Source organism: Alteromonas sp. KC3 (assembly GCF_016756315.1).
In the GTDB taxonomy this organism is placed as follows: domain Bacteria; phylum Pseudomonadota; class Gammaproteobacteria; order Enterobacterales; family Alteromonadaceae; genus Alteromonas.
Map to the genome: position 1 here is coordinate 1,121,811 of NZ_AP024235.1, position 11,937 is coordinate 1,133,747.

Annotated in this window: 9 protein-coding genes; 3 read left to right on the top strand and 6 right to left on the bottom strand. The window is 40.1% G+C overall.

The features are described from left to right. From JN178_RS04980 to JN178_RS04990, 3 genes are read left to right on the top strand one after another with little or no spacing between them, the layout of a single operon-like run. Positions 1-3,384: a motility associated factor glycosyltransferase family protein gene (locus JN178_RS04980; RefSeq protein WP_202264125.1), complete on the top strand. Its 3,384-nt coding sequence runs from the start codon at positions 1-3 to the stop codon at positions 3,382-3,384. A gap of 32 nt (positions 3,385-3,416) precedes the next feature. Beyond that, positions 3,417-4,544: a hypothetical protein gene (locus tag JN178_RS04985; protein WP_202264127.1), complete on the top strand. Its 1,128-nt coding sequence runs from the start codon at positions 3,417-3,419 to the stop codon at positions 4,542-4,544. Between the two features lie 33 nt (positions 4,545-4,577). Next, positions 4,578-5,555, top strand: coding sequence for an NAD-dependent epimerase/dehydratase family protein (locus JN178_RS04990; protein ID WP_202264129.1), 978 nt, complete (start codon positions 4,578-4,580; stop codon positions 5,553-5,555). 5 nt (positions 5,556-5,560) lie between these two features. On the opposite strand, the gene JN178_RS04995 is transcribed toward JN178_RS04990, so the two are convergent. The 6 genes from JN178_RS04995 to JN178_RS05020 all read right to left on the bottom strand — a co-directional run bounded on the left by JN178_RS04995 (position 5,561) and on the right by JN178_RS05020 (position 11,932). Beyond that, complete coding sequence (locus tag JN178_RS04995; protein WP_202264131.1) at positions 5,561-6,199, bottom strand: acetyltransferase; 639 nt, start codon at positions 6,197-6,199, stop codon at positions 5,561-5,563. A 22-nt stretch (positions 6,200-6,221) separates the two neighbouring features. Continuing rightward, positions 6,222-7,325 carry a nucleotidyltransferase family protein gene (locus JN178_RS05000; protein WP_202264133.1) on the bottom strand — a complete coding sequence of 368 codons (1,104 nt, stop codon included), beginning with the start codon at positions 7,323-7,325 and terminating at the stop codon, positions 6,222-6,224. After that, positions 7,312-8,475: a LegC family aminotransferase gene (locus JN178_RS05005; protein ID WP_202264135.1), complete on the bottom strand. Its 1,164-nt coding sequence runs from the start codon at positions 8,473-8,475 to the stop codon at positions 7,312-7,314. The genes JN178_RS05000 and JN178_RS05005 overlap by 14 nt, the downstream gene beginning before the upstream one ends. A 54-nt stretch (positions 8,476-8,529) precedes the next feature. Next, the gene (locus tag JN178_RS05010) at positions 8,530-9,264 is read right to left on the bottom strand and encodes a CatB-related O-acetyltransferase (protein ID WP_202264137.1); all 735 of its coding nucleotides are present in this window, start codon (positions 9,262-9,264) and stop codon (positions 8,530-8,532) included. A 39-nt stretch (positions 9,265-9,303) separates the two neighbouring features. Continuing rightward, positions 9,304-10,134, bottom strand: coding sequence for a sulfotransferase domain-containing protein (locus JN178_RS05015; protein ID WP_202264139.1), 831 nt, complete (start codon positions 10,132-10,134; stop codon positions 9,304-9,306). 61 nt (positions 10,135-10,195) lie between these two features. After that, a complete protein-coding gene (locus JN178_RS05020) occupies positions 10,196-11,932 on the bottom strand; it encodes a CgeB family protein (RefSeq protein ID WP_202264141.1) in 1,737 nt (578 codons plus the stop codon). Between the last annotated feature and the right edge of the window lie 5 nt (positions 11,933-11,937).

Below are 11,937 nucleotides of genomic sequence, written 5' to 3' on the forward strand. Positions count from 1 at the left end.
ATGTTACAGCAAATTCAGTTTCATGTTCATGAAGATGAACAAACGCAGCAAGATATAGAAAGAGCACTTGCACAGCAGATTAGTGATAATTATCGGTTAAGCTTTGGTGCGTTTGAGCGCTTTATACCAACACTTGCTGACGTGGTAAAAAAACGAGAGGCGTCAGTATCTACGTTATTATGTAATAAACATAAAGAGCTTAATATTGTGAACTTCAATAGTGGGCAAGTACTCTATGGTGCTCACCCAAAGCAAGAAGTTCTGTCTCATCTTGATAGTTATCTTTCGCGCTTTTCACCGGTTGAGTTGTCAGCCACCACTTTCGAAAAGCCCAAGATCATGGAAGCAATAGCTTGTTTGGGTTTAGGCTTAGGACACCACCTAGAGCATTTAGTCGAAGCAACAAACTATAAACATATTGTGGTGTATGAACCTAACGTAGACTATTTCATATGTTCATTGTCTTGTATTCCCTGGCAGTCTATTTTTCAAAAAGCGAAGGAAGAGGGTGTTGCGCTTTACTTGCAAATAGGCGCTGATGCAACGAATTTTGTTAGTGATATAAACGAGCTTGTTGCCCATGTAGGTGTTAATAAAATTCAACTATATAAGCACTTCAACCTCCCAGTTTTTAATAGTTTGGAGGAGAAGCTCTACGCTAGCAATTGGTCAGAGTTGCAAGGATGGATACCTAAGAACGCAACGGCGTCATTGAATGAAAGTTATCTTCCTATTTGGGCGCCACTTAATAGTCAGTATGGGTTTGAAGAGCGGTTTTTAGACGAAAAGTGCAAGCTCGCAAACTTAAACGCGTTGAAAAAGTACTTTCCAGATCTTTACGACGAGTTTTCCTCATATACGCCACAGCGTTGGCGCCCCGTCGCAAGTAGTGATGGTACAGTTAATGTTGTACATAAAAACACACATAGCCTTTTTTCCATATCGCCTAAAAGTGAGGCCACTACTAGTTTTGAGTTGTTTTCGAGAAAACCAAATAAGGACGGGTTGTTACTGAGCTACAAGGGGAAAAAGCTCAAGGGGTATCTTCATTATCAGCTAGTAGAAGCGTGTGAATCGATTATTAAGGGAGTAAACGAAGAGCAGGGAGAACTGCCTGAGCATGTTAAATCACTGATCATGTTTGGTATCGGAAGTGGTTACTCAGTAGAAGCATTAATGAGCAATCATGATACTGGTATGCTTTTCATTTGTGAACCAAACAAAGATTTCTTCTATGCCTCTTTATACGCTATCGACTGGGCTAAAATTATTGAAACTTTCGATGAAGGCAAAAAGCGCTTATATCTGAATATAGGCGACGATGGCTCTAATTTAACAAACGATCTCCTTGTACAATTTCAAACTGTTGGACCTTATATGCTGGCCAACACGTTTTTTTATCAAACTTACGTAAATGATAAATTGACAGATGCTGTGGCTCAATTGAGAGAGCAATTATTAGTCATAATTGCCATGGGAGATTATTTTGACAATGCCAATTTTGGTATAGCTCACACGCACACAGCACTAGAGAAGAATATTCCCTTTTTATTGGCTAATACGCGCAAGAAGCTTCCCCAAGAAGTACTCGAAGTGCCAGTGTTTGTCGTGGGAAATGGTCCTTCGTTGGATGGTTTGATTGATACGTTGAAACTGGAGAATGACAAGGCTATCGTCATTTCATGTGGTACAGCGCTTCAATCGCTCTACAATAATGGAATAACGCCTGATTTTCACGCAGAGATAGAAACCAACCGTTCCACATTTGACTGGCTCTCTCGCATTGAAGATAGTGAATATTTGAGGAATATCACGCTATTGAGTTGCAATGGCATTCACCCCGATACAACCTCTTTGTTCAAGCGTACCTTACTTGCTTTCAAACAAGGCGAAGCGTCTACAGTATCGCTTACAGAGCTCGATAAAAAACATCCTTTTGCATTACTCGAACATGCATATCCTACAGTAACAAATTTCGTATCTGATTTAGTAACAACAATTGGATTTAAGCAGATTTATTTGTTTGGGACCGATATGGGGTTTGTCAGTGACACTTATCATCACTCACGTTCTTCGGGATATTACGACGGCGAGGGTAAGGAACTTTATCGCTATGCAGATAATCATTCTATGTCACTTGTCATCCCAGGAAATTTTAAGCCGTGGGTAAAGACAAAATACGAATTTAAGGTATCAAAGAGCGTTCTAGAGCTTACGTTTACGAAAGCAAAAGTAGATGTCTACAATTTGAATGATGGAGCCAGAATTACTGGAGCGCAACCATTAGACAAGGCGCTAATGTTAGTCAGTGCAACTTCAGAACAAAAAGCGTTTGCAATCAATACACTTGTTAGCGATGCATTTTCTTCAAAACTTAACCTTCAGTTTGTCCAAAATTTTGATGAAAAGTACAGTACACACAGTTTGCTGGAAGAGTTGTCCGCGCTGACTCGCTTACTAGATGGATCCTTTGAGACGGTTGAAGATGTCGCGCAGATGATTTCTGATCAAAGAGAGTTTATTGTTGCTTCTTATCGACGAGGAAAATCACTCGCGTTCTATTATCTTAATGGAACACTAAACTACGTTAATAGTATGTTTAGTAAGTTGTTGAATATAAATGATAATGACGTTGTAGTGTCGACTGCAAATGCTGTGCTTACCAGTTGGCGTCGAACTGTATCGGATATTCATCTAACGATAGAAAACTACCAATATGGTTTCGACAATATATCTCCTTTTTCAGGTATTCGCCGTACAAATAAGCTTAAGGAAATGTGGCAACTTACGCCGTTTTCCATCGAGCACAGCAATAAGCCAGAGCCAATCTCAACAGTATTGACCCAACTAGCTACTCTTGAAAGAGAGAATGTACGCCAAAACCTGACACTGAACTGGGTAGATGAACACAACCCGAGACGTGTTGTTGAAAAAAACACGTGTAATATTGTGAGGGATATTGAGCAGAATAACTTCATGGTGCCTATCGAGGGCTTACATGTTATTGCTTCAGGTAACTTTTTAGATGTTACTGCGCCTCTTCAATATAACGAGGTAGCGATAACCAATATGGCAATAATAGCGCTGATGAGCGGTCTTAATAACGCGATCTTTCTGCAAAAAGTCAGTTTTCATCCCTCATTGTCACCTACGTTTTTTGAAGAAATAATTGCTTTATGTAAGCCTTTCCATTCTTATGCGGGACCTGATTACCTAATTCTGACAAATGAACTCTTGGATCCAACGTGTCTAATACTGCCTACAGGAGATAGGCTAACTTATATTCCTTCTTTGCGAAAAGAAAGCTTTAGGTATGAAGAGCTTTCGAGCGAAAAGTACACTAATAAAAAAGATGCTATTCGAATTCTCAATGGAATCAACTGAAGGGGTACATTCCAGGATGTACTTAACAAATAATGAAATCAGTGCTCATAATTGGTAACGTCAACTCAACCTTTGTTGTTGGACTAATTAACAATCTAAAAGCGTACGACCCTGCTTTGCGGGTAGATTGTCTTAGTATTCTGCCGATAGAGCGTGACGACGTGCTGGCAGACAATATTTATGTCAACTCCATTTGCGAGTGGTGGAAAAATAAGTTTGGTAAGAAAGTGCGTTATGGCTGGTTTTTAGGCGTACTGCGATGGGTATTGTTTCGGAAAAACCGTGTTCGTTACGACAACATTCAAATTCATTTTGTCGATATTTTACATCAGTTTGCAGTGCCTCTATACAAGTTATGTACACGTAAACTAACCGCTGTAATTTGGGGTTCTGACTTAATGCGGTGTAGCAACCCAGCAATGTTGGCTCAAATTTTAAATAAATGTGATTCAATCAATTGTCATACACCTAAAATGAAAGCGTCGCTTCAAAATCTATTGTCTGAGAAGAGGAAAACTACTATACAGTTTTCTCATTGTCACTTTGGGCTACTTCCATTTGAAAAGATAAAAAGCTTAAGAGCAAACATAGCTGATAAGCAGACATATAGAACAAAATTAGGTTTACCGGTCGATAAGACTATTGCACTTATAGGTTACAATGCTGACCCTGGGCATCAGCACGTAAAAGTTATTGAACAGCTTGCTAAAATCCAAGATCAGTTAACGGATGTTCACTTCATTCTGCCTATTACCTATGGAAATTACCCTAGCTACATTGAACAGCTAAAACAAACATTAGCTTCAACAAAGTTGAGTTATCAAACTCTAGAGAGTTATTTGTCCGATGATGATGTAGCGATGCTGAGACTTTCAGTAGATATCAATATCATTGTACCTATTACAGATGCCGCATCCGGCACAGTAATAGAGTCGTTGTTTGCAGGGAGTCAAGTGATAACAGGCCGCTGGTTGGACTATTCTAAATTGGTGAACGCAGGCGTCACTTACACCACAATAGATAAATTGACTGATATAAATCAAACGTTGCTATCGCTTATATCATCCCCCAAGGATACAAGTAAAAATGCAGAACGCGTCGCTAGTTTTGGTGATTGGCAAGTGCTGATAAAGGGTTGGTATGAATTGGTTGTTGATTAGGCCTTCACAGACTTCAATATAAAGAGAATAAACATGAAAAAGGTACTTGTTACCGGCGGTGCCGGTTATATAGGAAGTGTTTTAGTACGGATCCTGCTCGAAAATAACTATCACGTCACTGTGCTAGATACATTGAGCTTCGGTGGTGAAAGCATTGTAGAGCTACTAAATAATCCGAACTTTGTTTTTGTCAAAGGTGACATCCGTGACGAATCACTACTAAATGAGGTTATGCAAGGCATTGATTTTGTCGCTCACTTAGCGGCAATTGTTGGCGATCCTGCTTGTGCTAAAGAGCCTGAACTCACTAAGTCAATTAATTTAGATGGGGCAAAGTTAGTTTACAACGTTGCAAACAAGCATGGGGTAGAGCGTTTCGTATTCGCATCAACCTGCAGTAACTACGGGAAGATGGAAGACAGTGATGGATTTGTAACGGAAACGTCCCCACTCGCACCAGTCTCGTTGTACGCAGAAACCAAAGTCGAATTTGAACAATTTTTGTTGTCTAAAAGAGAAGAGGGAAGTCAGTGCGAACCTACTTGTCTTCGTTTCTCAACTGTTTACGGATTATCTCCAAGGCTGCGATTTGATTTAACTGTAAATGAATTTACAAAGGAATTGGCGCTTGGAAGAGAGTTGGTCATATTTGGTGAGCAATTCTGGCGTCCATATTGTCATGTAGTCGATCTTTCACGATCAGTGCTCGAAGTGTTTAAAGCGTCGAGCGAAAAAGTGGCTTTTGAAGTGTTCAACGTTGGAGACTCCTCAGAAAATTATCAGAAAAAAATGATAGTTGAAGAGATTATTAAGTTTCTACCAGACGCTAATATTCGCTACGTTGAAAAACAAGAAGACCCACGAGATTACCGCGTAAACTTCGATAAAATTAGTCGTGTACTCGATTTTAAAATTACGAAAACTGTACCTGATGGCATAGAACAAATATTACAAGTCGTCAGAGATGGCTTTATTACTGACCCTGACAGTAAAGTGTACAGTAATATATAGCTCTGCTAATCGTGTGGCTGCTGGTGACGTATAATACGTGCTGGCAGTCCATAAGCGGTTACATTAGCTGGTAAGTCTTTATTCACCATTGCGCTTGCACCAACAATTGTATTTGTCCCTATTGATAGTCCTTGCAGTACAACAGCGCCCATTCCTACAGTCGCCATCTCGCCGATATCACAATTTCCCCCCGTGGATGCACGCGGAGCAAGGCTCGCAAAATTTCCCAAGCAAGAATCGTGTTCTAAAAGCGACATAGAGTTCACAATACAGAAACTACCTACTTTTGCGTCTGAATTAATTACGGCTCCGGCCATAACAACTGTTCCTGGGCCAATCGTGACTTGAGTTCCGATGGTCGCTCTTGGGTGTATAGCAGTTACAAAGCTAAGGTGTGGGACACTATGACTCACTTTTTTGGCAATGCGCTGGCGCAGAGAATTGTCACCTATCGCAACTATTGCTCCGTAAATTTGAAAGTTCTCTACGATCCTTGGAAGGTCATCGTCATGGCCTATTACAGGGTACCCCATAAACATCGACTTTTTTGGCAATAATGGATCGACAATACCAGCAATTCGGAATCTATTGTCCTTCTCAATAATATCTATCACCACTTTTGCATGGCCAGAAGCCCCAAGCACAACAATATTTTTCATCGTTATCTTAATTCAATACTAAACCACTGAAATTATCGTCATCAGATAATGTTTTGACAGTGTTAATGTATTCTGGCCACTCTCCAATATCCATCCACGATTTGTCGCTAATAGGAAAAACTCCCACTCTATCTCCGGCATTTTTAACTAATGTAATTAAGTCAGTAATGTCTTTATATTCGTTCTGTTGAAGGTGATCTAATACATCAGGCTCCAGCACATAAACGCCTGTATTTATCTTAAATGTAAACTCGGGTTTTTCTTCGAGCTCAAGTAAAACGCCGTCGTCCCCAGTTTTAAGTGTACCGTAAGACAGTTTATGGTGTTTCAAGGCCGCCACTAAAGTGATTTTGTTATTATTTTTTTTATGATACTCAAGGACTTCATCTAAATTTTGATTAATCAGAATGTCACAGTTCGTGACAAAGAACGTACGGTCTATTTTGTTTTTGAGTAACGAAAGAGAGCCAGCAGTTCCCAGTGGCGCGCTTTCACAAATATAATTGACTTCATAGTCGTCGTCTTTAAAGCCATTCACAAAGTATTCTATTAGCTCTTTCTTATAATTAACGGAAAGATAGTATTCGTCGCAACCGACAGATTTAAATTGGCTGATGATCTCTTCTAAAATGGTTCGCTCACCTACTGGAGTCAAAGGTTTAGGTAGCACATTTGATATCGGCTTCAGGCGCGTCCCTTTACCTCCGGCCATTATAACGACTGGCACACCTTTACAACCCTGGCTTTTATATCTGTTAACGCCACCAAAAACGTCGTTCCAATGATATATTCCCGTAATGGTATTAGATTCGTCTATGACTGGCATGAAGTCACAGCGAATCTTCGCCATCGTACGCTTTATGTGGCTATAAGAGTCAGTGTCTTTACATACCCATTTAGGATCAATCTTAAGTGTTGAAATCGGTGCGCTAAGGGGAACATTATTGATTATTGAGCGCTGTAAATCGCCTACAGAAATCAGGTTTATGTAGGTATCATTGTGCGAAACAAGAATAAGCAGCTTCTTAGCAATACGGTCCATTTGCTTTAGCGCATCAAGGATAGTGTCGGTTTCTGATATAAAAAAAACTGAGAAGTCACTGTTGTTCATTTGATGATAACTCCTTGAATGTTCCGCTAGGGATACACACACAACGCTCGAAAAGCCACTGTGAATTGTCTAGGTTAGCGCACAGGGATGCTTGGTACATCGGAAGCGTATTTAAAAGCTGCCACAGAGGGCGTGTCATGACCCCCTGTCGGTTAGTATCTTCTAACATCGCAGTCTTAGCGTCAGCGTTTTTGCACACCACCGCGTTTAACCAATAATTGGAACTCGCATAAGAAGGCTCCTTAACAAAACTATATTCAGTATCTTCAAAAAAACTAGCGTACTGTTGCGCTAACTCACGTTTTTGTTCTCGAATATTTAGGAATGATGTAAATTGCGCATAGCCAAGAGCAGCGTTTAAGTTAGGCATTCTATAATTGAATCCAAACTCGTCATGATAGTATTCGAAGGGGTGAGCTACTTTAGCTGTTGTCGTTAAATGCTTGATACGAAGAGCATCTTCTTTACTACGCGTCAAAATCATCCCACCTCCGCCAGTGGTAACAATTTTGTTTCCGTTAAAACTTATTGCACCATACTTCCCTAACGTTCCAGTATGCTTGTTTTTGTAGAAGCTTCCCAAGCTTTCAGCCGCGTCTTCAATCAAAGGAATATGCCAGTTGTTGGCAACTTGTATAAGCTCATCCAAAAGCGCTGGGTGCCCAAAAGTGTGTACAACAACAATTCCCTTGATTGGCTTTCGGGTTGATAAGTGAATACATCTGCCTTTGTCATCAAGAACGGTATTATCAGAGAGAAACTGAGCGAGCTTTTCTGGGCAAAGACTTAAGCTCTCTCGTGATATATCAACAAATACTGGCTCAGCTCCAGTCATTTTAATTGCATTTGCAGTAGCAACAAATGACACGGCTTGAGTTATCACCAAATCGCCGTACGAAATATCCAATGCATGAAGTACACCATGTAGTGCTGCAGTGCCATTAACTACAGCTACAGCGCCTTGAGCGTCGGTATAGGACTTGATTTGGTCTTCAAATTTATCAACATATTTTCCAACAGTGGACACAAAAGTGGAATCGACAACATCGCGCAGAACGTGATGTTCCAACTGAGAAAAACGCGGCTCGTGCAGTGGTATGAATGCATCTGTATCATAAATAGAACGAACAAATTTAACTAAACTTTTCATATCACTGTGCCGTTTTACTGTAGGTCATTATCTTTAATACTATGCGTTAGGAATCTAAACTTTTTCATCTTCATGCAGCAAGTAATAGTTTGCTTTTTCTTCTTGCAGTTGTGGTAAGTCATCTATTGCACAAAGGAAATCAAATATATTTCCACTGGGCAGGTTGGTGAGAACATCATGGGGTAGGTTCCACCATTGACTCTTCGCCAGTTTTTCCCTGACAGACTCAGGAAATCGATATTTAATTATATGGGCAGGGGTTCCTCCAACTACCGCATAGTCAGGTACATTTTTTGTCACCACAGCATTGGCGCCGATAACTGCGCCGTTACCAATTTCAACGCCAGGCATGACAATGGCCCCATCACCAATCCAAACATCATTGAGAATTCTGGTTTTCTTTACTGTCGGCGCTGAATTTTCGATACCAAGTTCGGATAACTGATGAGTATTATATTTCATGGGTTTGCGTAGCGAGGGGTGTGTACTTACGCCATGCATGGGATGAATTCCTGCGCTAATGGTTACTCTTCTTCCAATTGAACAGTATCGACCTATAAAGGTGTTGTCACGAACATAGCCAAGGTCATTCATGTAGGAGTATGCGCCAAGAAACACTGTAAACTCGGGATTTATAATACCTGAGTGAAAATGTGCACCCTGTTCAAATACAGTGTTGCGAAGTCCTTTGGAAAAGCGCATGTCATGGCGTTCTAGCTCTTCACGAGTTAGTGCATTTCTTTTTAATTCTTGGCCTGATAAAAATGTCGCTAATTTACGCTCAATCATAATAATACACGTGTTTGTTAAGGAAAGAACTGTGAAAAATCAGCTCTCAAGACTATATTCAGCTCCAAAGTGATTGAAGATGGTTTTACATTTTTCTTGTAATGCGATTGGCCATTCTTCAAATCTCTTTATTTTCTTCTTTGCGCTGTTTTTAGGTGAATGAAGATGAGTGTTTATCTCTTCTTCACTTAACGCTTTTAAAGAGGGGATATCTAAAAAAGTCAGTATTTCTGCCATTGACGCGTATGGTTTATTCTTGAACAAATCGACAAAATTGAGACGCAGATAATGTGCGTCGCCAGATAGTTCTCTTCTAATTACTTCATTGTATTTTCCCCAGAACCACGCAATTTTCTCAGCTTGTTCAAATTGTGCCCATTTTGTTGCAAAGCTATCATCACTGAAATCAGTTGCTGTTGGACGATTTCTGGGATCATCAACGCTGTACATCGAATAGCTATTCGCTTGTATATTGCCAAGGACTGAACAAACATAGTCCTCTGGAGGACGAACAATATGTACGATTTTATAGTTTGGAAATAAGAGCTTGATAATCGGAAGCAGCAGTGAAAGATTATTATTCGATTCAACGAAATAATGACAACGTTCATTCTCCATTTGAGAAAATAGGCCGCTTCGAATTCGGATGTATTCTTTAGCAGCTTCTTGAGTGTTTCGCTTACCTCTGATGTAGCTCATGGCAAGGTTGAATGCGTCAGGAATTGGTTCATGTACACTTATGCCCTCTTTAAGCACCGAGTTAAAGAAGGACGCAAAAAACTCGGTACCAATTCTGCCCGTACCCACAAAGGCGATGAATGTCCTATGTTGCCACTGCTCCCTAAACAAGGTTAACCAATCATCTTGCATCAAACAGCTCTCTCTTAAATTTTTCCTGCATCTACCGATAATATCGGCGATTTCAATATTTTCATGAGTTTTGGTTTTCTATCGTCAGTGGCGCTGTGTAAAAATCGTAGCCTAGCTGTGCTGCCAACTTTCGTCCCTCTTTTATAGCCGAGTGAACTCTTTCTCCACCAATAATTATGTTTGTCTGTCCTATGCTGGTGTAATTGAATGTATCGTCTTTCCCAGTATCTACAAATATTTCATAGTTGCCGGAATGCTGGCTTTTAATCGCGTTAACATTAGCAATCAGCTCTTCTTCGCTACATGTGACGTGCAAATAAGAACGAGTTATTGGAATGATATAGTGAGGAATTCGTCGTAACCGTCCTTTTGATAGCACTTCAATGCTTCTAGTGCCTGGACCAGTCACTCTGAATCCAATTCTTATTGATATCGCAGTAGGTTGTATCTTTAGCTTGCATGGTTGAGATGTGGAAAACAAATCTCTTTGAACACAAGCACCAGATTCATTGTATTGCCATATATCTAGTTCGGTACGTTCATCATCTGTTAGGTAGACAAACTCTTCGAACTCCGCAAATTCAGAAACATGAAAATGAGATGTCAGATTAATATAAGAATGCTCAGCTTCTGATAGCGTTGATGTTATTGTTACTTTGTCGTTTGTAGTACTTACCTTCAAGGCGGGGGTTTTAACTTCAAAATGGCCAGATTCTAATAAGTTAGATACTGGATAACGGGTATAACAAATAGCGTCTTGATAATTAAAGTGTTCACTCATTTGTTCCACAAGACGTAGACGGCAACTCCCGTTAGTACCTCCCTTTTTAGGTATGCCCCCCTTGCCTTGCAACAACGCAATCTTTTGCGCAACTCGATGCTGGAAATAATGCTCATCAAGATTGTTTTTGATAAAGGTAGACCGATCGGATGTATCGCATGATGTATGGTGAATTTTGTCATCATATAAAGATACGGTATCAACCAATTCTCCAAACAAGACTCTCATTGCTCTTGTGTAATTCGATACAACAGCGGTACCTGATGCTAAGAGCTCTACTGCTCGTCTCGCAAACATGGTCTGTCCATTTTTTACAATGTTTAGAGAAATACCGGTTTCATAACCGCTATAAGCTTTGTCAATCTCTGTATAGGGGAGGTTACCTACAATACTTGGTTGGAATTCAGCTGGGAATGTTCTTCCTTCGATATTTTTCTGATGGTTTCGATCAAAGATACTTACTGACGCGCCACTGTTTTTTATCAAGCCATATAAGTGAAGAAAATCGTTATTGCGTTCATGGTACTTCTCATACCAGGAACCAGCAAAGCAATAGCCAGACTGACGTTTCAAATCCTTAGGGTAAAATGTTTGTGTATTCGCAAAAAAGGGTAAAAAATAGACCCTCTCATGTGCAAGTAAGGCTTTGTAGCGAGCAATACAATCGACTTCTGTGGTAAACACAATATCAAAAAGTGCTGTCAGTTTTGCTCTGATAGAAAAGTCTACAAAATGCACAGGGTCTTCTTTATTCCAAAACACAGTCGGGATGTTATTCTGATTACAGAACTCTGTTAAAGACCGAATGAGAGGAAGTTGAGACGTAATGCGGTTTTCATTACTCCAACTTCCATCCGCACCATTCCATGTAGATTCTATAAATAATAGGTCTGGACAGAAGGCTTTCAGTTGCTCAATTGCATTGAGTCTATTGAGAGAACAAACATCCCAAATTGATGCAACCGATAGTAATGTAAATTCATCCGCTATAACTGCAGCTTTAGTTTTAACATTCATTGAAT

Excerpts from the sequence above, each read along its gene's own strand:
- JN178_RS04990 (WP_202264129.1), top strand. The coding sequence starts at position 4,578 with ATGAAAAAGGTACTTGTTACCGGCGGTGCCGGTTATATAGGAAGTGTT.
- JN178_RS05005 (WP_202264135.1), bottom strand. The coding sequence starts at position 8,475 with ATGAAAAGTTTAGTTAAATTTGTTCGTTCTATTTATGATACAGATGCA.
- JN178_RS05015 (WP_202264139.1), bottom strand. The coding sequence starts at position 10,134 with ATGCAAGATGATTGGTTAACCTTGTTTAGGGAGCAGTGGCAACATAGG.
- JN178_RS05000 (WP_202264133.1), bottom strand. The coding sequence starts at position 7,325 with ATGAACAACAGTGACTTCTCAGTTTTTTTTATATCAGAAACCGACACT.
- JN178_RS05010 (WP_202264137.1), bottom strand. The coding sequence starts at position 9,264 with ATGATTGAGCGTAAATTAGCGACATTTTTATCAGGCCAAGAATTAAAA.
- JN178_RS04985 (WP_202264127.1), top strand. The coding sequence starts at position 3,417 with ATGAAATCAGTGCTCATAATTGGTAACGTCAACTCAACCTTTGTTGTT.
- JN178_RS05020 (WP_202264141.1), bottom strand. The coding sequence starts at position 11,932 with ATGAATGTTAAAACTAAAGCTGCAGTTATAGCGGATGAATTTACATTA.
- JN178_RS04980 (WP_202264125.1), top strand. The coding sequence starts at position 1 with ATGTTACAGCAAATTCAGTTTCATGTTCATGAAGATGAACAAACGCAG.